Here is a 20,723-nt window from a genome sequence, read left to right on the forward strand (position 1 = left end):
TTTTTAGTTATACTGAAATCATCTTTCATCATACTAACGCATTTTTTTGTTAATAGCAAAAAAATATTACCAGCTTCTTGTAACAAATTGACGTGAACAGATTACTTTGTATGGACAATTACTGCATTTGCTTTCAATATTTTCATCTGTACAATCAAAATACTTGCAAAATAAAATCTCATCTATAATGATTTTTAAAGCTTCTTCGTAGACTTCAAGCTGTTTATTGGTAATTTCAAAAGATATGATTTTGGATTCCTTTAGGCTCCAAAATTCAAATCTAATATTTTCTACAGTAAAATTTTTTTTAATCAAAAGTCCATACAATGGCAGCTGAAAAGACTTTATTTTGCTGAACCATTGGTCTCTATTTTCCTTTGTTGGCACAAAATCAACATTTGGTTCTTTTGGCATTCCTGTTTTATAATCAACAACTACAACTGTGCCATTTATACTATCTATTTTATCAAGTATGCCAGTTATGCGATAATTTATGTTATTAATATTTAATTTCATGTGCAACGGAAATTCTAATTGTAGCACAATCCTTTGCTTTATACTGTCAAAATTACGCTCAAAAAAACGTCTTATTGCATATTTCATCTGTTCCTTTTGTAAAAATACATATTTTGAAGGTGATTGAATATGGTTATCTATAATTGCATCTATTTTTTTAAACTCACTATGTAAATTTCCTGGGTTATATTCTTTACCTTTGTAATCCTTAAAATATTCATATAAAACTTTATGAGATATAGTGCCTATGGACATTGGATCCAAATTTTCTTCATATGAAGTTTCTTTTAATTTTAAAATATGTGAAAAATAAAACTTTGCCTTGCAACTTAAAAAAGTATCAATAGCTGAAGCAGAAAAATAAAAATTATCTCCATTTAAAATTTGACTAACTTTTTGAGAATTTTCTATAATCAGCGGTTTTCCTTGAGCAAATGTAACCTCCATCAACGCGTCCTCTTCTTGTGGTAGGTCCAGACGTTTTTCCTGTTTTTGTATATCCCAGAAAATGCTTTCTAAAAACCTTGATTTATTTTTATCCTGTGCGGTTTCGTAAAAGAAATACACTTCGTTTGCGCTATAGATCAGATTAAAAAAATTGTACTTTTGCATATCAAGCCTGTCTTTTGACGTCGAAAGGCCAAGAAATTTCCTGATATTATCAGTTAGAATTGTGTCTTGTTTTGGTATATTTGGCATTATACCTTCGTTTGCACCCAGGTAAAAAACTCGATTGAATGTCAAATTTCTGGTCTCCAAACTACCGAGTATTTGAAAACCCTGAGTTGGACTTGAAGGAAAAGAAACATTCTTTGTTTTGATAAAATTTTTAAGTAAATTAAAATAGCTCGAAGAAGAATCCAGTTTATATTTTTTTATATTCAAATTTGAAAGTTCATCTAGAATTTCTAAAGTTCTTTCAATATATTTTGATTCAATTGCATGCAGACCTGCATTGGAGTTGTTTTGTAAAAAATCTATTAAATCAACAACTTTATCTAAAAAATCACCTATATTTTTAATATTTAAAAAATTATCTACAATATAGAGATTTATAAGTTTTACAAAATCCAAAAACTCACTGTATGAAATCTCAAAACCCTGTTGTTTAAGCTTGTCTATAGAGTCTAAAATCAATTGTTTATCTTCTAAGTCTTTTCGCTCTACAAAAGATCTGGTGTTATTTAAAAAGAAACTTTTTATACTGTAAGCATAAATTTTAGCTGCAATATCTGTACTGCCAAGCCTTAAGCTTTTTATATAAGGATGTGAAATTACATTTACATAGTCGCTTATGTATATAGAACTTGTTGCTTTTTTATGGAGGTTTAAAAGCTTATCAAGAAGAGATATTATTGGTGTTCTTGATAGAGGATACCCTATTGAAATGTTAAAAACATCCGATTTTGGATCCAGACAATTATGAAGTAAGGCAAAAAGATAATTTTCGCTTGAAAGTACAATTAAATCATCATCTCTAAAACCATTTAGTTCTTCTTTTAGCTCTTTTAACTTAAAAATCTCGTTATGCAAATAAGGCGCTTTAATAAAATGATACCTGGTTTTTTTATTGTATGATGCTTTTTCTTCAATGTTTTTAATGTTTAGCTTTATTAACAAATCTTTTATTTTTGGACCATATTTCGAAATAAAAATACCATTAAAAGATTCAAGCATATTTTTAAAAAGCTCTTGCTCAGTTTTTGTTAAATCATAAAATCCGGCAAAAATTATACTTTCTGTATTTTCTTGTTTATAATCCTTTGAAAACAATGAAGCTTTTTTATACTTTACAGATCTTGTGCAAAAACCATTTTCGTTTAATTTTTCATAAAAAGTTTTATAAATATAAGAAAATCTTGTAAATCTATCATTAAAATTTATCAGGTTATCAGGTAAATAACTTTGCAATAAATAATCTATACTTGAAATATCAACTTGTTCTAAATATAACTCTTCAAAATCAGAGTATAACTTATAACCCCAGGTCCAAAAGTAATCAATGCTTTTAGTATTTACAAAAGAAGCTTTCTGGTTAAGCTCATATAGTAAAAAAACAGCTTCGAGTGTTGAAATTTCAGGATAAACTATATCGCTATGAAGTTCGTAAATTCTATCTACAAAATCATCAATTGAAAAAAGTTCTATAAAACTCAAAGCATTCTTTTTTTTGCTTGCAAGCGATTTAGAGAGGTAAATAGTTGGCCTTCTATTTGGAAAAATTACGGTAATTTGCTTTAAGTCTTCATTCAAAATTAAATTTGATAAGTCTTCTATCAAATTACTTGAGCTATCAATCAAATAAGCTTTGCTCAATTTTAATGACCTCTTTTGTATTAACGTTATATAAAAAACCCAATAAATTACATTGACCAAAAACATCTTTTAAAATATTCATATAATTTAAAACCTGTGACTTATAATTTGCAATCTCTTGTTTGGTCGATTTTCCTGTTTTGTAATCTAAAACATATATATTATTATTCTTATCAATCACCACTCTATCCATTCTAAAAATATTGCCTTTTTTGTCTATAAAGGTTTTTTCTGTAAATACTCTATTTTCTTTGTTAAATAAAATTTTGAGCTCATCTATATTTAGAATGTCCAGGATTTCTTGTTTTAGTTTATTTATATCAAAATCAATAAATCTTGAGTATTTTAAAATATAATCATCAAGTTTTAAAAAATCGTCCTCATACTTTAAATGTGCAAGTATCTTGTGATAAATTTCACCTTTTTTTGAATCTTTTATACGTTTTATAGTCCAGGCTGGAGATTGTGATAAAAGTTTATTGAAATTTGTTTTAAATTTTACAAGGTTTTTGCCTGTATAAAAACTTTGTTCTTTATTAATTGAAAGCTTTGTGCCAATCTCTTCTTCTTTTATTGAACACTTTGTTTCGTTTTCTTTGTAATATATAAAATTATACATCTGCATTTTTGCTCTTGTTAGTGCAACGTATAAAACGTTAAAGTCTTCTATATTTTTTTTTAATTGATCCTTGTTGTAAATCTGGCAAAGATTTTCATTAGAAGTAAGATTTTTTGTAATGTATAATAAATCAAGCGTGTCTTTTGTTTCAAAAATAAATTCGTTTTGCCCATTTGATCTTTTGTTTGGATTTAAAGCAAAATTTTTATCCGCATTAAGTACATTTATTACAACATCAAATTGCAAACCCTTGGATTTATGTATCGTAAGTAACTGTATACCTTCTTGTGATCGTGAAAATTCACAGGAAAATATGTTAGATTCACCCTGTTTGTTATTTTCAAAATAGTCAATAAAAGAACCTAAATCACTTATACCAACGGATTCAAATTCCAATATCTTATCAAGCAAAAAACTTAAGTAATGACTTTCTTGCTGAAAATTTTCATCTATTTTAAATGTTTTTATTATGTTTAATACTAACTCATAAACAGGTAAATATCCCACATTGTTAAAAATTTCCTTAAAATACATATTCCATTTTTCAGCAAATGAATCTTTAAATTTTATGTATAAAAACTTTGGAGCTATATTTTCAGCTAAAAAATCCAAAATTATTGATCTATCTATAATAAAATTGAATATATCACCCATTAAAAAAGTAGCAAAACTTAAATTATCAAGCGGATTGTTAAAGAATTTTAAAAGACTTATAATTTCGTTTATTATTTTTCTTTGCCTTATGTCACTCGCACTCTGAGATAGCACTGTATAGTTTTTTTCTAAAAGCCAGCCACTTATAGTATTTATTTCTTTGTTTGTAAGGGCTAAAATTGCAATCTGATCAGGTCTAAAACCGCTATTTAACAAATCATCGATAGTTTTAAGTAAACTATCTTTTATGCACTTAATGCCTTCATCGCTTGCAAAACCAAACAACTGAGTTTTTACATAACCCTTAAACAAATGTTTATCAAGCGAAATTGATTCAAAATCCAGATAATGCGTTGGATCGTTAGTTTTACTTATTGTATCTTTCAGGTATTCTTGAAAAACTTTTTTAGAGTAATCCACAATATGACCAAAAGACCTGTAATTATAATTAAGCGTTTTATTTATGCATTTACTTTGAGGAAAAAATCTTACCGGATCATCTATTAAATTCTTCATTATTTCAAAATCTGCTTTTCTAAAACCATAAATTGATTGTTTTAAATCTCCTACTATGAATAAAGAACCGCCTTTTGAAAGGGATTCTTCTATCAAAGGTTTTAAAATCTCCCACTGAATTTTTGATGTATCTTGAAACTCATCTATTAAATAATGATATATATAGCTTCCAAGTGTGAAGTAAATTGTGGGCACATAACCTTCTTCTAGCAAGTTAATAATGCGTTTATTTACATCGGGCAAAAATGTCTTGCCTAATATATTGTAGGTTTTAACAATGTGGTTTTTAAAGTCTACAAATAATTTCAAATAAGGTAAACGTTTTATTTTTGCAATTTCATATAATTTTGAATTTATTTTTTCAAGGCATTCTTTCCATATTTTTTTTGCTGTTTCATCTTTATAAGGAAAGTTTATCTTATTATCCACTACGCTTAGTATATTTTTTTCTTTTAATGCAAGTTTTAAACTTTCAATCTTCTTTAAACCAACATTTCCTGAAGTTTTTTCCATTGAGTGCTTTTCCAGTAAGTCAAGCATAATATCAAATATAGGGTTTAGCTCTGTTTTAAGCCTATCAAGCATATTTTTATCAAAATAAAAGAAACTTTTATGGGCAGACTCTTTGTCAAGCAAATTACTCAGTCTTGTTTTTATCGATTCAACAACCTGAAAATCCACAACAAATTTAGAGTTTTCATTTAGAAAATTCAAAAAATCAATCAAATCTGATGAAGGCGTGCTTTCTAAAAACTCATCAAAAGCATAATCTATTATGCTTTTAGAATCCACATCAACATCAAAATCAGGATTCAAGCCAAGCTCAATTGCACTTGAACGTATAATTTTTGTAATAAAACTATCTATAGTTAAAACAAGATCGCTGTAATTGTCTAAAATTTCTTCAATAGTTTTTAAAACTTGATTTATCAAATCAGAATCTGTTATACCTATAAGGTTAATTAAATGTTGTTTTTCTTCTTTTGTAAGCAAATCAAGGTATATTTTCTTTAACCACTCTAAAACTTTATTTTTTATATCATTTGTAGCATTTTTTGTAAAGGTTATGGCAATTATGTTGTTTATTTTGTTATTTAATATATTTTTTGAAAGTAAAAATTGGACTATTCTTTGAGTTAAAACATATGTTTTGCCAGAGCCTGCACTTGCCTGTACAATCTGTATGTGTGGAAAATCAGAAGCAAAAAGTGTATTTAATACTTCGTTTGTATTTTGTTTATTCACATACATATATTAACAGAATTATTTTCTAATTCAAGACAAAATCAAATATCTTTCAAAAGACTTTGAAGCCATGCATAGCTTTTTAATTTTGACTCAACAAAAGTTTCCATAGAAATACCAAGGTTTGAAAGTGTTTCTATTAAAACCAAATAATCATTTTTTTCATCAAGCTCAAGCGCAAACAACATGGTACCAATTTTTCCTTCTTTAAAAAGAACAGCATTTTTTACCAAATCATCAATATTTATTTGTTCAAATAACTCTTCTTTAGGTTTCTGGATAACAACATCAATCAAAGACAATATGCCTACCAAAAACGCACTATCTTTATCAATATCCTTAAAATTTTCACTCAGTATTTCTAATTGCTTTCCTCTAATAACAGCTGTTTGAAAAACAGGTGATTTTTTAATGTTCTGTTTGTCTGCATAAGTCAAAATTAAAAGCCAGATTTTAAGCCTATTATATCCAATTAAGTTTATAGCTTGATTTATAGAATTAATTTTTTGTTTCAAACCAAAAGCAGCTGAGTTTATAAATTTTATTAATCTAAGTGTAATATCCGGCATGGCTTCAAAAAGCTCTTTTACCTTTTTAATGCTAGCATATGAATTTAACAGGTTCAAAAGTTTGATAACGCCTACTTGATTTGGCTCTAAATCTTTTGTTTTGAGAATTGTTGGGCGTTCAAAAAAATAACCTTGAAAATACTTAAACCCCAGGTGTTTAAAAAATTCGAAATCTTCTTTTGTCTCAACTTTTTCTGCGATAAGTTTATCTGAAATTTTATAGAGTATATCCATTTTTTTTTGCAATTTCCACTCTATCAGCAAGCCTGACATCAATTTTTATGTAATCAATATAGTTTATTATGGGAGTAAAATCATGGTAGCTTTTCTTATATACAAAATCATCAAGAGAAAATACATAATCTTTATCTTTTAATTGTAATACTTTTGTAATTAATTTATCCACACTTGAAAAACCTTCCAAAATTTCAATAACAAACTTTTCTTTAGGGATTAATTCGATTGTCTCGCTTAAAATATAATCACCACTGAGGTTTAAAAAACCCAAGTAATCGCCAATAACATTTTCTATACCAAATCTTTCAAATAAATTAATGATTGTTTGAGATGTAGCAAATCTATTATCATTTACAGTAACAAAATTCTTTAAACTATCCCTATATAAAAGTTCATATGCAAAAATATCCTGATTTGTGTTAACTATAGGCTGTCTTCCAATAAAATAATCCTGCATAAAACCTCATGCTATTTTTACAAATACAAAGCAACTGCAATTGTAATTTTATACAATATTATACTAAAGTAAATTTAAAAATAATTATATATTTGTATGTATTTTGTAATTTAAATGAATTGGCTAAAATTTTGCTGGACTTTTTGTTCTAAATATGTAAATATAATACTATGAAATTACGCTTTGTTTTAGCTTTTATTATTATTGATTTTTTACTTGCTTCCTGCGGCTATCATTTAAGTGAAAATTACATTTATCTGCCAGATAACATAAGAAATGTCTACATAGAAAACCCAAAAAATTCTACATACGAGCCAAATATTAGCATTTATTTAAAAAAAGCCATAATAGATGACTTAAAATTAGAACCAAATATTTCTGTAGTAACAAATAAATCAGAGGCTCAAGCTTTTCTTAAAACCGATATCATATCATATTCAGCAATCCCAACTGCATATACGGCAAGCGGCTTTGCTTCTATGTATAGTTGTACAATTACTGTTAAGCTTTCTTTAACAACAAAAGATGGTAAAAAAATTATATCAGACAAAATATTGACAAGTTCAAGAAGCTACAGTATACCAAATATAAATACAAACACCATTAGTTCTATAGAATCAGCAAAACTTCAAGCAACAAAGTATGCAATATCTGATATGGCATCTCTAATTAGAGAACAATTATTTATGTCATCAGGTTTTTAAAAATACCAAATAAAATATTAATACAATTTTTTGATTGTTTAAATTCTAGTGCAAACCTTTTGACTTTTTAACCCTTTTATTTTTTTAAATAACTAAACACTACAATAAATTTTTTTAACATATAAATATTCTTTGTACCAAAGTATTAATATATTAAAACTTGCTTTTTTAACCATAGTGCTATATTAATCACCCGATTAATCCTTGTACATAACATTTTTATTACATGATTTTTTTACTTGACAAATTAAAAAGATTATTGTATTAGTGAAATTAGCGGTTTGACAGTAAGCAATATTGGATTTAGATTTGTCAAAAAGTCTGTCAATAACCAAGTTCTTTTAAAAGAAAATAGGCGCTATCCCCCGCTATCCCCTACAAATTTGAATGCAACAAAAATGTTTTTAAAACAAAAGATTCGTTATGTCTAATATAAAAGTATCAAATTTAAGAATGCTGTTATCATAACCTTTATAAAAGGTGACTGTTGCATTCTTTCCCGCTTTGAAGGGAATTACGACCTTTTACATCAAATATAAATTTATGCTTCCCAAAGCTTTCAGTTGCATTCTTTCCCGCTTTGAAGGGAATTACGACAAGTCCTGCTCTTCATCAACATTTAAAAGTGTGGATGGCAAGGTTGCATTCTTTCCCGCTTTGAAGGGAATTACGGGCGTTTTGCCGCAAGCTAGTTATTGGCTTTGTTGGCAAGATGAAAGCTTGTTGTTCTTTCCCGCTTTGAAGGGAATTACGACGGGTAGTTATCAAAGTTCTTATACCATTCATCCAAATCAAACCGTTGCATTCTTTCCCGCTTTGAAGGGAATTACGGGCGTTTTGCCGCAAGCTAGTTATTGGCTTTGTTGGCAAGATGAAAGCTTGTTGTTCTTTCCCGCTTTGAAGACAATTACGACAAATATAAAGAAAAGTATTTTGTTAAAAATTACAATACAAATTTTTTTGGATGTTTCTGTAATTTTGTCCTTATTGTGTTAGTGCAAATCCAGATGATGCGATTTTTTTGTAGTAAATATGGTAAGCCTTTATCTAACGCTAACAAGAATGAAAATCAAAACCATAGTAGTAATCCATAAAATAGTGCTAATTCAAACCAGAATACACAACGCCCTTGGTGGCAATAAGACCTATATGGGACAAGTCGATTTCTGCATTAGATAAATTTTTGTTTCTTGTTTATATTGCTTTAGCGGTAATTATTCCTTTTTCTGTAGTATAGGGTTAAAATATGGTTGTACGTATATTGAGAGTATTCTAAGAAATGAATATAAAAAATGGCACATTACATTTTTTTAGGGGTTTAGTTAAGGGGCAAAAAAACGATAAACTCTTTTTTTAAATTTTTAATGGATTTTTTCGATAGTATTTATAAAAAATTAATTGTTGCATTATTTCCCGCTTTGGGAATTACGAGTGTAGCATTTTGTTTTTACAGCAATTTTCTTAATCAATTCTATTTTTTCTAAGAATTACACTGGCTAAAGATTGATTGTTTTGTTTTTTTCAATTCTGTGCTGTCAAAGTCTGATTGTCAGCCCCAACGGTTAATTTGCTCACTTTGTCCCAGTTGTCCATTAGGGGTTTTGTTTCTTTTTCCCAGTTTTCGCCTACCACTTCCAAGATGGCTTGAGTAATCTCAGTGCCGTCTTTTACTTTCTTTTCTATTTTTTGGCACTCTGTGCTGTCTTCTGGCATAAACAGGTAAGGCGCAATACCTTTTAGGTTTTGATACCACTCTGGCTCTGCTTTACCGTATTCTTTGCCTTGTGCGTTCTTTTTGTGCTCAGTCCATTTATAATTATACACACACGGCAGTTTGGCATCAGATACCACCCTAAAAGCTACCTTGTCGTCGTTTACAGGGGCTGGTTGCCACTGTTTAACCGCATTAAGCCATCGCTCAAGATAAGGACTTAAAGTCTGGTTTTGCGCTTTCAGCATAATGGCTTTAACTGCAGGAAAGATTGGGTAATATGCCAGCAGTTCAGATTTGTAGTAGTCTTTGAAGTAGTTGCTAAAAGCAGTAAAAACAAAAAACGGATAGCCGTTATCATAAATCTCATTGTTAAATGCGTAGTATTTGCCGTTTAACTCAAAAATAGCGTAGGTTGAATTGTAAATAGTCTGTAGAAAAGCAATAAGACCACCTGTTGCATGGTTAAAATAACTTGGAAACAACACTAACTGCGGATTTTGGCTGCTGAAATCTGGCTTGTTTTTTACCACAAAGTTTACATTAGGCATAACCTGCTTCGCATATGATAAAACTGTATCTATGTATTGCTCAGACAGGTATTTACTGCCGTTTAGATAAACTGCCGGCTCAGTAATTCTCGGATTCATTCTAACTGCTAAATCATTAAATACCACATCTACAGTTCCCGTTGGATATTGTTTTTGTGTATCAAGCGCTGCGTTATAGGTTTGCTGAATGTTTCTTTTTGCTTCAGGCTGTAAGTTTATGTCTGTGTATCTGCTGTTTATAGCGCTTGCAAATATAGCGGTAGAGTATCCCGCGCAGCCTTGTAAATTAAAGCTTGTGCCGATTAAAAACACACCTAAAAAAAGAATTTAAGTTTTTTTAACATTTTCATTTCCTAAATATGATTTTTACAATCCCTTAGCTTACATTAAAAAACAAAGTTTTAGTGTTAAAATAAAAAAATGGTAGCCTCAGGGGGAATCGAACCCCCGTTACCGGCGTGAGAGGCCGGCGTCCTAACCGCTAGACGATGAGGCCACATGGCTGGGAGAGGAGGATTCGAACCTCCACTAGCGGATCCAGAGTCCGCGGTCCTACCGTTAGACGATCTCCCAAATGCAGGCTATATTGTATTAATTAATTGTGCTTTTGTCAAACAGTAAAAAATTTTATTTTGAAAAATTTTACAACTTATGTACTTTGTGTTAAAATATATATAAAAATTAAGGAGGTTTTTATGAATTTAGAAAAACAGCTTGAGTATTTGCAAATAGTAAACTTCAAAAAGGTTTACCGAAATTTACCAACACCTGTATTAGTTGAAAAAATTCTCGAAAATAAAGAAGGCATTTTAGCCCATATGGGACCTATTGTTGTAGAAAGCGGAAAATACACGGGAAGATCGCCAAAAGACAAGTTTATTGTAAAGCAAGATCCCAGCAAAGACCATATATGGTGGGGTAAAGAAAATCAAGAAATTAGTCCACAAGCTTTTGATAATCTTTACAAAAAAGTAGTAGCTTATTTACAACAAAAAGAAATTTATATAATGGATGGTTATGCAGGAGCGGATCCAAGATATAGATTACCAATTAGAGTTATTTCTACACTTGCCTGGCAATCACTATTTGCAAGAAATATGTTTATAAGAGAACTTGATCCAAAAAAACTTGAAAATTTTGAACCTGGATTTACTGTTATAGCTGCACCTGAGTTTAAAGCTATACCTGAAATTGATGGCACACGAAGCGAAGTATTTGTATTGTTAAATTTTGAAAAGAAAATAGTTTTAATAGGTGGCAGTGGTTACTCAGGTGAAATTAAAAAATCTGTTTTTAGTGTAATGAACTATTTAATGCCACTAAAGGGCATAATGAGTATGCATGCAAGTGCCAATTTAGGAAAAGGTGGCGATGTGGCAATTTTCTTTGGCTTATCTGGTACAGGTAAAACAACACTGTCTTCTGATCCAGAACGTTTTTTGATTGGAGATGACGAACACGGCTGGAGTGATGATGGTGTGTTTAATTTTGAAGGTGGTTGTTATGCAAAAGTTATCAATCTTTCTAAAGATGACGAACCTTTAATATATGAAACGACCAGAAAATTTGGCACAATACTAGAAAATGTTGTAATTGATAAACAAACGCGCAGGGTTGACTTATTTAATGATTCAATAACAGAAAATACAAGGGCATCCTATCCCATAACTTACATACCAAATGCGTTAAAAGAAGGTATTGGCCCACACCCAAAAAATATAATAATGTTAACATACGATGCATTTGGGGTGTTACCTCCTGTATCAAAACTTACTACAAATCAAGCAATGTACCATTTCATTAGTGGATATACTGCAAAAGTTGCGGGTACAGAAGCTGGTGTTGAAGAGCCAACCGCAGTATTTTCTACATGCTTTGGCGCGCCATTTATGGTTTTGCCACCAACCGTTTATGCAAAACTATTAGGAGAAAAAATACAAAAACACAATGTTAATTGCTGGCTTGTAAATACCGGTTTAAATGGTGGTCCATATGGGATTGGGAAACGTATTAGCATATCACATACGCGCGCTATAATTAGAGCTATTCTAAGCAATGAATTAAATGATGTAGAGTACGAAGTTTTGCCAATATTTAATCTTCGTATTCCAAAAAATTGTCCAGAGGTACCTCAAAACATTTTAAATCCTAGACAAAGCTGGAAAGATAAAGATGCTTATGATAATCAGTTGAAAAAATTAGCACTGGCTTTTAAGAAAAACCTAGATTCATTTGGCTTCGAAATTGATAAAGATATTATTCAAGCAGGTCCTCAAATTTAATTAAAAAAATAATAAATGGGAAGCTTTAAGCTTCCCTAATTTTTTGTTAGTTTTGTGATGTTGAATTAGAAGCGGTTGAAGCTACTGTTGAATCTGAATAAAAATTCATATCTTTGAGTTTATTTAATGCGTATTCGCACCCTAAAGTATAAATTTTAATTGGTACTACTCCCGCATTAATCATACCAAGCTCTTTAGCTGCTCCTCTTGATAAATCCAGTATGCGCCCCTTGACATATGGTCCTCTGTCTACAATTTTTACAAACAGCTCTTTACCATTGTAAAGATTTTTTACCAACACCTTACTACCAAAAGGTAGAGTTTTGCTAGCTGCAAAAATTTCATCACTGTTGTAAACATTGCCATTTGCTGTTTGCATTAAAGAATCACTTAAACCATACCATGAGGCATAACCTTTTTGAATCTGACACGCATTGTTTTCGTTTGAAAGTGATTTTAAAATGTCATCAACTGTAGCTTCACCCGCAAATGCCCGTGAAAAACTAACAAAAAATAACACCGTTAAAACTAACCAAAACCTTTTCATGTTTTCAAGTATAAAAAATAGATACAAAATTGTCAAGAAAAAATGCATATTTTAAAAATCAGATAATTTTTCTCACCAAAAAATCTAAATTTTTTGAGAGATTTTAAATAAGTAATAAACTAATATACTAAATTCAATTATAAATTGTAACATTTTGATTTTTTGATATTCATTTTGTATAATGACAAACAAAAAGGAGTTGGCTAATGCTATTTTCTAAAAGTTCAATTTACACATTAAAAGAAAAACCAAAAGATGCTACAATTGATAGTCATGAATTACTAATAAGGGGTGGTTTTATCAGCCAGGTTTCCAGCGGTATTTATACATATATGCCACTCGGTCTTAGAGTTATCAAAAAAGTTTCAAAAATTATAGAAGAAGAAATGGACGCAAAAGGAGCTCAACAAATTTTAATGCCAGCAGTTCAACCAGCTGAGTTATGGGTTGAATCTGGCAGATGGAGTCAATATGGCAAAGAATTGTTGCGTTTTAAAGATAGAAGCGATAGAGATTTTGTCATAGGTCCTACACATGAAGAAGTTGTATCAGATATTGTAAGAAGATATGTAAACAGCTACAGACAGCTTCCTATAAACCTATACCAGATCCAGACAAAATTTAGAGACGAAATACGTCCTAGATATGGCCTTATGAGAGCAAAAGAGTTTATAATGAAAGATGCATACAGTTTTGATGCAAACCCCGAAGGATTAGATGTTAGTTATGAGAAAATGCGTGATGCCTACTGCAGAATATTTAAACGCTGTGGTTTAAATTTCAGAATTGTAAAAGCTGATAGTGGAGCTATTGGCGGTAGAGACTCAGAAGAATTTATGGTTTTATCAAATGTTGGAGAAGATGAAATCTTTGTTTGCGATAATTGCGATTATGCTGCAAATGCAGAAAAGGCTCAAAGCATAACCTCACAAGACATTACCATACCAGGTGAAATTGAAAAAGTATATACGCCTAATATTAAAACAATTGATGAGATTTGTAAGTTCTTAAACATAGATAACACTAAAGTTGCCAAATCATTGTTATACAAAAACGAAAAAGGTGAAATCTTTTGTTTTATGCTATTAGGAAGTGATTCATTAAATGAAACAAAAGCTAAAAATGCTACATCAAGTATAGAACTTTTCGCATTAACAGACGAAGAAATAATGCGCCTGGGTCTAATAAATGGTTTTGTTGGACCAATTAATCTTCCAAGAAATATAAGCATTGTTGCAGATAAGCGCTTAGAACAAATAAACAATATAATAGTTGGAGCTAATGAAAAAGATTACCATTTAAAGAATGTATCTATGAAAAATACAAATGCTCAATATTTTGATATAAGAAATGTAAATGAAGGAGAAACCTGCCCAGTTTGTGGCAAAGGTAAGTTAAAAAAATATATGGGAATCGAAGTGGGCCACATTTTTAAATTGGGCTTAAAATACTCAAAAGCAATGAATGTTGTGTATCTGGATAAAAATGGCAAACAACAATATATTTATATGGGTTGTTATGGCATTGGCGTTGGCAGGTGCGCTCAAGCATGCATTGAGCAAAATCACGATAGCGATGGAATAATTTGGCCAATTTCGATAGCACCTTTTGAAGTAGAAATAGTTCAACTTGATCAAGACGACAAAATTAATTCATATTGTCAAAATTTATACAATCAATTAAATGCTTCAAATATAGAAGTTTTATATGACGATAGATTAGAGCGCCCTGGTGTAAAGTTAAAAGATATGGATTTAATAGGTATACCAATAAGTATAATAGTAGGGTCTAAAAATTTCCAAAATAACAAAGTAGAAATACGTTTAAGAAAAACTAAAGAAAAAATACTTTGCAATATTGATGAGTCTGTTAATATAATAATGGATATAAGAAACAATCTTTACAAAGAATTGGAGGCAATATGAAAGATCTCAAAGAAAAGCTCTTTAGAACTCAAAAAAATGTATGGTTAGAAAATAAAAAAGAAGAAATATTTAAATTTGCTAAAAACTACATTGATTTTTTAAATGTTTGCAAAACTGAGCGTGAAACGGTTAATTATGTTAAAGAATATTTTTCAAATCATGCAAAAGATGAGCTTATCTTTATAAACAGAAATAAAAATGTTGCGTTGGTGCGCATTGGAAAAGAAAATGGTGCAAGGCTAATAGCTAGTCATATTGATTCACCTCGCATAGATTTAAAGCAAAATCCAATTTTTGAAGATTCCAATATTGCTATGTTTCACACTCACTACTACGGAGGCATAAAAAAATATCAGTGGCTAAATATACCACTTGCGCTGCACGGTGTAATCATTAAATCTGATTTAAAAACATTAGAATTTAATATAGGTGAAAATGAAGATGATCCAGTATTTGTCATACCAGATTTGCTGCCACACCTATCCAAGAAAGTTGTTGATGAAAAACCAGTAAAAGAAGCTTTTGATGCTGATAAGTTAAATTTAATTGTAGGCTCAATTCCATTTAGCAAAGAAGAAAAAGACCAGATTAAACTAAATATACTAAAAATCTTAAACGAAACCTATGGCATTTATGAAGAAGACTTTATCTCAGCCGAAATTACACTTACTCCGGCGTTTAAAGCAAAAGATGTAGGGTTTGATAAAAGTTTAATAGCTGGTTACGGTCAGGATGACAGGATTTGCGCATATACTAGTCTTAAAGCTTTCTTTGATTCAAAAAAAGCAGCCCAAACTCAAATTGTTTTAATGGTAGATAAAGAAGAAATCGGCTCAGAAGGAAATACATCGGCACAATCTAGTTTTTTGTTTGAAGTTGTTATTGAAATTTTAAAAGCAAAAAAAATTGAACCAACATTTGAAAATATCGTGTCTTTCTTTAAACACTCAGAATGTTTATCGGCGGATGTAAATGGTGCAGTAAATCCAATGTATAAAGAAGTACATGAAAAAGACAATGCCTCTTACATAAACAATGGTGTTGTGCTTACAAAATTTACAGGTCATGGGGGAAAATACATGGCAAACGATGCCAATGCTGAATTTGTAGGCAAAATTAGAAAAATTTTCAACGATAACAATGTAGTGTGGCAAACGGGCGAGTTAGGCAAAGTTGATGAAGGTGGTGGTGGTACAATTGCAAAATATATAGCAAACCACAATATAGAAACCATAGATTGTGGTCCAGCTCTAATTTCTATGCATTCACCATTCGAAATTTCATCTAAAGCGGATCTTTTTGAAACATATAAAGCTTATAAGGCCTTTTTTAGCTATTAGAGATGTTTTTAAATAGAAAAATAAATTTTACAAAGTTAATTGAAAACATCTCTAACTCTTTAGACCTAATGGCTTTTGGGGAAAACCCAAGCCATCACGCCCTAAGAGTTGGCTTTATATCAATAATTATTGCCAATACTTTAAATTTAACAAGAACGAAAAAAATAGATTTATATTTATCCTGTCTGGTCCATGATGTTGGCGCTGTTGGTATCGAAGGCCAGTTGTTGTTAGAAGAAAATCGCAATATGATTAATCTTCAAGAACATGCGCAACTTGGTTACGAAATTCTAAGCCAAATACCATTTTGCGAAAATATTGCACTTATCGTAAAAGACCATCACAACGTATCTTCTTCCAGCCTTCTTTCGCGTATAATATACTTTGCCGACGAAGTTGATGTCATTTCAAGAAAACAAGAGTTTTGTAACCCAAAGGACTTGCAAGCCAAAGTTTTTGCCAAATTTAAAGGCAAATCTCAATTTAAACCTATACTGGATGCTTTTTTAGCGTCAACACAAACGGATGCATTTTTAATTATTCTAAACAATATTGATGAAATAAAACATTTTTTGCCTTCGTATGTTAAAGATAGATTTATAGTTTTAGATAATTTAAAATTAATGACGCTTGCAAAAGCAATAGCCAAAAATTTTATAGATATAAAAAGTAAATTTACTCTAACCCACTCAATGGATGTAGCATATACTGCATCAAGTATTGCAAAAAATTTAGGCTTTGCAGATAGCGATTGTGATCTTTTACAAACTGCTGGTTTTTTACACGATATAGGCAAACTTTTTGTGCCAAACAGCATACTGGACTTTGGTGGCAAACTTGAAGGTAAAAATTGGCTTAAAATGAAGTCGCATGCCTTTTATACATTTTCCTTTTTAACAAAACTTGGACTTGATAAACAGATCGTTTCTATTGCTTCAAATCATCATGAATATTTGGATGGTAGTGGTTATCCTTTTGGTCTTGACAAAACTCAATTGTCAGTATTTGATCAAATAATGGCTGTTGCAGATATATACTCTGCACTAAGACAAATCAGACCATATAGACAATATTCACTTGATCATAACCAAGCATTGGAAATTTTGTATGGCTTATCAAACAAAGGTAAAATTAGTAAGTTTATAATAGATGCAATACCTTTATCGGTAAGATTATGGCATTATTATTAATTTGAAATACAAAAGTCGAATATTGCCATTCTTACAAAGACGCCATTTTCAACCTGTTTTGTAATAAGTACGTTTCTATCTATATAGACAGTTGAATCTAACTCGACATCCCTGTTTACCGGTCCTGGGTGCATAATATAAGCACCAATGGGCTCTTTTATGCCAAAAAATTTATTATATTCGCCAAGAGATGGTATATTTACACCACTTTTTCTTTCGAGCTGTATGCGCAAAAGTATAACAAAATCTTTGTTTGAAATTGCCTGGTTTAAGTCTTTTTCTATTTTTATATCTATATTTTGGGGTAAGAATGTGCTAGGTCCATAAAAACTTAAATCCCAGTTAAACATTTTTGCTAAATACATGTGGCTTCTTGCTACACGTGAATTAATTATATCACCAATTATACATACTTTAAGATTTTCTATATCTTTTTTGTGCTCATACATTGTCATCAAATCAAGAAGAGCTTGAGAAGGGTGTTCGTTCGTGCCATCGCCTGCATTTATAACATTTGCTTGAGTAAATTGGCTAATATAGTAAGCAAAACCTGAATAAGAGTGTCTGATTACAAAAAAATCTGGGTGCATAGCGTTTAAGTTTGTAATTGTATCAATCCAGTTTTCACCTTTTTGCAAGCTTGACTTTGTATAATCAAAATTTACAACCCTTGCGCCAAGCTTTAGCGCGGCAATCTCAAATGAAGTTTTTGTCCTTGTGCTATTTTCAAAAAACATGTTTATAACAATTGCATCTTGTAGACTTTTAGTGTAATTTTTAGTACTTTTAAAATAAACGGCCTTTTCTAAAATGCTTTCAACTTGGTTTTTATTAAAATATTTTAAACCCAGACAATGCATAAATTTACCTTCCTATATCTCTATGGATTGTGTTTACAATATAGTCCATGCTTTTTACAAACCCTTCTAAATGTTTAACAATAGCCACTGAGCGGTGTTTGCCACCAGTACAGCCAATAGAAATCGTAATATAGCTTTTTGACATATCTTTAAACAAAGGCAATACAAATTGCAAAAAATCCTTTATTTTATCAATAAATTCTTTAGCGTTAGGCTGATTTAATACAAAATTATAAGTAACTTCGTCTAAGCCCGTTGTATTTTTAAGCGATTCAATAAAATACGGGTTTGGCAAAAATCTTGCATCAAAAACATAATCACTTTCTGCTGGTAAACCATACTTAAAACCAAATGATTCAAGTTGTACGATAGGTTTTAAAGCCTGAGTATCCCCAAACTTTGCCAAAATTAAATTTTTGAGGTTATTTACATTGAGATCTGTTGTGTCTATAATAAAATCCGAAATTTTAGCAACACATTCCATAATTGCTTTTTCTTCTTCTATAGCTTGAGTTAAAGATAATTGTTTTATTATGCTCAAAGGGTGTTGCCTTCTAGTTTCCTGGTATCTGGTAATCAATTTTTCTTTACTTGCATGAAGATACAATATAATGACATTAATATTTTTACTTTTGAGCCACTCAACTGACTCAAAAAAATATTTTTGAAAATCAATTTCTCTTATATCGCAAACTATAGCTATATCTTTAACAGCAAAAGTACCTTCTTCAACTATATCTATAAATTTTTTTATTAATTGCAAAGGAAAGTTATCCATGCAAAAAAATCTAAGTTCTTCAAAAACTTTTAAGGCACTGCTTTTGCCAGAGCCAGACAAACCACTAATAAAAATAAACTTATTAATCTTACTCATTTTTTTTAAAATTATTCAGATAATTTTTTATTTCTTGAGGGTTTTTATTCAAAAAGCTATCTACCTCAACATTTTTTAGCATTTTGGCAAGCAAAGTTAGCGTTTTTAATTGCAATGAAGGTTTCTCAGAAGGCGACAATACAACAAACACTACGCTTACTGGCATATTATCAATCGAATCAAAATCAAGCGGGGTTTTTAAAACAAAAATACCAATGTAAGGTTTTATACCTTTAAGTTTTAAGTGGGGCAGGGCAAATCCATTACCTATTGCAGTAGACCCAAGCAATTCCCTTTCCCTTAATAAATCATAAATAATACTGCTATCTACATTAATTTTAGAAGCTAAATACTGACTTATCTTTTGAAATAATTCGAATTTATCTTTTGCATAAATGTCTACTTCAACATCATTTATTTGACTTAAAAGATCTTTAAAATCCATTTTAGGTTTCTATTAATGTATAGCTACCATCGCTATTTTTATATAAAACATTGACATTTTCTGTTTCAGAATTGTAAAAAGCTAAAACACCTTCTGTGTTTTTTTGGATTAGGTTTATAGCTTCATCTAAAGTAATTGGTTTTTCATCAATCTTCTTTCTAACAATTTCAACACCTTCAAACTCACTTTCTGCCTGACTTACCGTGCTTTCTTTTCTTTTTTCAGTTTTCTTGCCTTTAATTTTTTTCAACTGACGTTCAAGATTTTCGTAAAGTAAATCAATACTTGCATAAAGATCATGTGATGTTTCTGAAGCTTTTATAACATCTTTTTTTGTTATAAGTTTTGCATCAGCAATATGTCTGTATTTTTCAACACTTATCATTACCTCGGCCTGCAAAATATCGTAAATTTTCTCCAATCTACTTAATTTTTTTGTAACATAAGTTTTTATAGCATCTGTAAGTTCTATATTTTTTGAAGCAAAAACAAATTCCATATAACCTCCAAATTAATGTTCGCAAACAGATTTATTTGTATATATTAATGTACCAGCTAAATAATCCTGAATTATTTTTGAGTGTTCCTGTGGTGCAACACCTGAAATCACATCTATGCTATAACTATTAAAAAATTCTATTGCTCGTGGCCCAACACCACAAAGTATAACTAAGTCAACACCTTGAGATTTTGCCCACGCAGGAAAAGCACCTTCAAAGTGTTCTATTGCATCGTAAAATTTTTTGTCTTTTACAACACCATTTTCAATTTCGTAAATCACAAATCTCTGCGCTCTACCAAAGTGTTCACTTAAAATATCGCCAACTAATGGCATCATTACCTTCATTAAACCTTCCCTCCTAATTTATTTTCAAGTGATTCCATTTTTCCTTTTAAAGTTAATTGCTTATCGTTTCTATCATCAATATAAACATTCATAACAACTCTATTTAATCCTTCAGAATAAATTGCATCTCTGATTTTTGGGATTATACTTAAAATTTCTTCAAGATCTCCTTCTATTGCTGTACCAATAGGTGTAGGCATAGCTTTAAATCCACTTTCTTTTATTAAAGAGACTACTTTTGCAATATAACTACTTGCACTTGGTGAAGATGTACCAATTGGTATAACTGTAATGCCACAAACAGCCATAAGCTACCTC

At 30.4% G+C, this 20,723-nt stretch carries 17 protein-coding genes, 2 tRNA genes and 1 CRISPR repeat array; of the genes, 5 read left to right on the forward strand and 14 right to left on the reverse strand.

The window, feature by feature from the left end:
* Window positions 1-66: 66 nt before the first annotated feature.
* The 4 genes from BLQ93_RS04895 to BLQ93_RS04910 are packed head-to-tail and all read right to left on the reverse strand — an operon-like array spanning window position 67 to window position 7,129.
* On the reverse strand, window positions 67-2,832 hold the full coding sequence (locus tag BLQ93_RS04895) for a PD-(D/E)XK nuclease family protein (RefSeq protein ID WP_159427496.1): 2,766 nt from the start codon (window positions 2,830-2,832) through the stop codon (window positions 67-69).
* Window positions 2,810-5,872 carry a UvrD-helicase domain-containing protein gene (locus BLQ93_RS04900; protein WP_092128600.1) on the reverse strand — a complete coding sequence of 1,021 codons (3,063 nt, stop codon included), beginning with the start codon at window positions 5,870-5,872 and terminating at the stop codon, window positions 2,810-2,812. Before BLQ93_RS04900 ends, BLQ93_RS04895 begins: the two co-directional genes overlap by 23 nt.
* A 35-nt stretch (window positions 5,873-5,907) precedes the next feature.
* Window positions 5,908-6,669, reverse strand: a complete 762-nt coding sequence (locus BLQ93_RS04905; RefSeq protein ID WP_159427497.1) for an EAL and HDOD domain-containing protein — start codon at window positions 6,667-6,669, stop codon at window positions 5,908-5,910.
* Entirely contained in the window at window positions 6,653-7,129 is a 477-nt protein-coding gene (locus BLQ93_RS04910; protein WP_092128604.1) for a YuxH family protein, read from the reverse strand. The genes BLQ93_RS04905 and BLQ93_RS04910 overlap by 17 nt, the downstream gene beginning before the upstream one ends.
* 170 nt (window positions 7,130-7,299) lie before the next feature.
* Here BLQ93_RS04910 and lptE point away from each other — a divergent pair, with 170 nt between their 5' ends.
* Window positions 7,300-7,833, forward strand: a complete 534-nt coding sequence (lptE, locus tag BLQ93_RS04915; RefSeq protein WP_092128606.1) for an LPS assembly lipoprotein LptE — start codon at window positions 7,300-7,302, stop codon at window positions 7,831-7,833.
* A gap of 492 nt (window positions 7,834-8,325) precedes the next feature.
* Window positions 8,326-8,745: a CRISPR direct-repeat array (repeat unit 27 nt; unit sequence TTCTTTCCCGCTTTGAAGGGAATTACG).
* Between the two features lie 609 nt (window positions 8,746-9,354).
* Here the strand turns inward: lptE and BLQ93_RS04925 are convergent.
* The 3 genes from BLQ93_RS04925 to BLQ93_RS04935 all read right to left on the reverse strand — a co-directional run bounded on the left by BLQ93_RS04925 (window position 9,355) and on the right by BLQ93_RS04935 (window position 10,668).
* Entirely contained in the window at window positions 9,355-10,407 is a 1,053-nt protein-coding gene (locus BLQ93_RS04925; protein WP_092128609.1) for an O-methyltransferase, read from the reverse strand.
* A 109-nt stretch (window positions 10,408-10,516) separates the two neighbouring features.
* Window positions 10,517-10,591, reverse strand: a tRNA-Glu gene (locus tag BLQ93_RS04930).
* A gap of 3 nt (window positions 10,592-10,594) precedes the next feature.
* A tRNA-Gln gene (locus BLQ93_RS04935) sits at window positions 10,595-10,668 on the reverse strand.
* Window positions 10,669-10,790: 122 nt separating this feature from the next.
* Here BLQ93_RS04935 and pckA point away from each other — a divergent pair.
* Entirely contained in the window at window positions 10,791-12,377 is a 1,587-nt protein-coding gene (gene pckA / locus BLQ93_RS04940; RefSeq protein ID WP_092128611.1) for a phosphoenolpyruvate carboxykinase (ATP), read from the forward strand.
* Window positions 12,378-12,423: 46 nt separating this feature from the next.
* Here the strand turns inward: pckA and BLQ93_RS04945 are convergent, their stop codons facing one another.
* Window positions 12,424-12,924, reverse strand: coding sequence for a septal ring lytic transglycosylase RlpA family protein (locus BLQ93_RS04945; RefSeq protein ID WP_216818742.1), 501 nt, complete (start codon window positions 12,922-12,924; stop codon window positions 12,424-12,426).
* A gap of 206 nt (window positions 12,925-13,130) precedes the next feature.
* On the opposite strand from BLQ93_RS04945, the gene BLQ93_RS04950 reads away from it, so the two are divergent.
* From BLQ93_RS04950 to BLQ93_RS04960, 3 genes are all read left to right on the forward strand, one after another.
* Complete coding sequence (locus BLQ93_RS04950; protein ID WP_092128614.1) at window positions 13,131-14,849, forward strand: proline--tRNA ligase; 1,719 nt, start codon at window positions 13,131-13,133, stop codon at window positions 14,847-14,849.
* Window positions 14,846-16,189, forward strand: coding sequence for an aminopeptidase (locus BLQ93_RS04955; RefSeq protein ID WP_092128616.1), 1,344 nt, complete (start codon window positions 14,846-14,848; stop codon window positions 16,187-16,189). The genes BLQ93_RS04950 and BLQ93_RS04955 overlap by 4 nt, the downstream gene beginning before the upstream one ends.
* Before the next feature lie 68 nt (window positions 16,190-16,257).
* A complete protein-coding gene (locus BLQ93_RS04960) occupies window positions 16,258-17,379 on the forward strand; it encodes an HD-GYP domain-containing protein (protein WP_159427498.1) in 1,122 nt (373 codons plus the stop codon).
* Here BLQ93_RS04960 and BLQ93_RS04965 read toward each other — a convergent pair.
* The 6 genes from BLQ93_RS04965 to BLQ93_RS04990 are packed head-to-tail and all read right to left on the reverse strand — an operon-like array spanning window position 17,376 to window position 20,713.
* The gene (locus tag BLQ93_RS04965; RefSeq protein WP_092128620.1) at window positions 17,376-18,239 is read right to left on the reverse strand and encodes an aspartate carbamoyltransferase catalytic subunit; all 864 of its coding nucleotides are present in this window, start codon (window positions 18,237-18,239) and stop codon (window positions 17,376-17,378) included. The genes BLQ93_RS04960 and BLQ93_RS04965 overlap by 4 nt on opposite strands.
* Before the next feature lie 4 nt (window positions 18,240-18,243).
* On the reverse strand, window positions 18,244-19,113 hold the full coding sequence (rapZ, locus tag BLQ93_RS04970; RefSeq protein WP_092128622.1) for an RNase adapter RapZ: 870 nt from the start codon (window positions 19,111-19,113) through the stop codon (window positions 18,244-18,246).
* The gene (locus BLQ93_RS04975) at window positions 19,106-19,558 is read right to left on the reverse strand and encodes a PTS sugar transporter subunit IIA (RefSeq protein WP_025391753.1); all 453 of its coding nucleotides are present in this window, start codon (window positions 19,556-19,558) and stop codon (window positions 19,106-19,108) included. Before BLQ93_RS04975 ends, rapZ begins: the two co-directional genes overlap by 8 nt.
* Before the next feature lies 1 nt (window position 19,559).
* On the reverse strand, window positions 19,560-20,057 hold the full coding sequence (hpf, locus tag BLQ93_RS04980; RefSeq protein ID WP_092128624.1) for a ribosome hibernation-promoting factor, HPF/YfiA family: 498 nt from the start codon (window positions 20,055-20,057) through the stop codon (window positions 19,560-19,562).
* Window positions 20,058-20,069: 12 nt separating this feature from the next.
* A complete protein-coding gene (locus BLQ93_RS04985; RefSeq protein ID WP_025391751.1) occupies window positions 20,070-20,405 on the reverse strand; it encodes a NifB/NifX family molybdenum-iron cluster-binding protein in 336 nt (111 codons plus the stop codon).
* Window positions 20,405-20,713, reverse strand: coding sequence for an MTH1187 family thiamine-binding protein (locus BLQ93_RS04990; protein WP_025391750.1), 309 nt, complete (start codon window positions 20,711-20,713; stop codon window positions 20,405-20,407). Before BLQ93_RS04990 ends, BLQ93_RS04985 begins: the two co-directional genes overlap by 1 nt.
* Between the last annotated feature and the right edge of the window lie 10 nt (window positions 20,714-20,723).

It is taken from the genome of Desulfurella multipotens, from assembly GCF_900101285.1.
GTDB lineage: Bacteria > Campylobacterota_A > Desulfurellia > Desulfurellales > Desulfurellaceae > Desulfurella > Desulfurella acetivorans.

Excerpts from the sequence above, each read along its gene's own strand:
- BLQ93_RS04955 (WP_092128616.1), top strand. The coding sequence starts at position 14,846 with ATGAAAGATCTCAAAGAAAAGCTCTTTAGAACTCAAAAAAATGTATGG.
- BLQ93_RS04910 (WP_092128604.1), bottom strand. The coding sequence starts at position 7,129 with ATGCAGGATTATTTTATTGGAAGACAGCCTATAGTTAACACAAATCAG.
- BLQ93_RS04900 (WP_092128600.1), bottom strand. The coding sequence starts at position 5,872 with ATGTATGTGAATAAACAAAATACAAACGAAGTATTAAATACACTTTTT.
- BLQ93_RS04990 (WP_025391750.1), bottom strand. The coding sequence starts at position 20,713 with ATGGCTGTTTGTGGCATTACAGTTATACCAATTGGTACATCTTCACCA.
- BLQ93_RS04950 (WP_092128614.1), top strand. The coding sequence starts at position 13,131 with ATGCTATTTTCTAAAAGTTCAATTTACACATTAAAAGAAAAACCAAAA.
- lptE (WP_092128606.1), top strand. The coding sequence starts at position 7,300 with ATGAAATTACGCTTTGTTTTAGCTTTTATTATTATTGATTTTTTACTT.
- BLQ93_RS04905 (WP_159427497.1), bottom strand. The coding sequence starts at position 6,669 with ATGGATATACTCTATAAAATTTCAGATAAACTTATCGCAGAAAAAGTT.
- rapZ (WP_092128622.1), bottom strand. The coding sequence starts at position 19,113 with ATGAGTAAGATTAATAAGTTTATTTTTATTAGTGGTTTGTCTGGCTCT.
- BLQ93_RS04960 (WP_159427498.1), top strand. The coding sequence starts at position 16,258 with ATGGCTTTTGGGGAAAACCCAAGCCATCACGCCCTAAGAGTTGGCTTT.
- hpf (WP_092128624.1), bottom strand. The coding sequence starts at position 20,057 with ATGGAATTTGTTTTTGCTTCAAAAAATATAGAACTTACAGATGCTATA.
- BLQ93_RS04985 (WP_025391751.1), bottom strand. The coding sequence starts at position 20,405 with ATGAAGGTAATGATGCCATTAGTTGGCGATATTTTAAGTGAACACTTT.
- BLQ93_RS04965 (WP_092128620.1), bottom strand. The coding sequence starts at position 18,239 with ATGCATTGTCTGGGTTTAAAATATTTTAATAAAAACCAAGTTGAAAGC.
- BLQ93_RS04945 (WP_216818742.1), bottom strand. The coding sequence starts at position 12,924 with ATGAAAAGGTTTTGGTTAGTTTTAACGGTGTTATTTTTTGTTAGTTTT.
- BLQ93_RS04975 (WP_025391753.1), bottom strand. The coding sequence starts at position 19,558 with ATGGATTTTAAAGATCTTTTAAGTCAAATAAATGATGTTGAAGTAGAC.
- pckA (WP_092128611.1), top strand. The coding sequence starts at position 10,791 with ATGAATTTAGAAAAACAGCTTGAGTATTTGCAAATAGTAAACTTCAAA.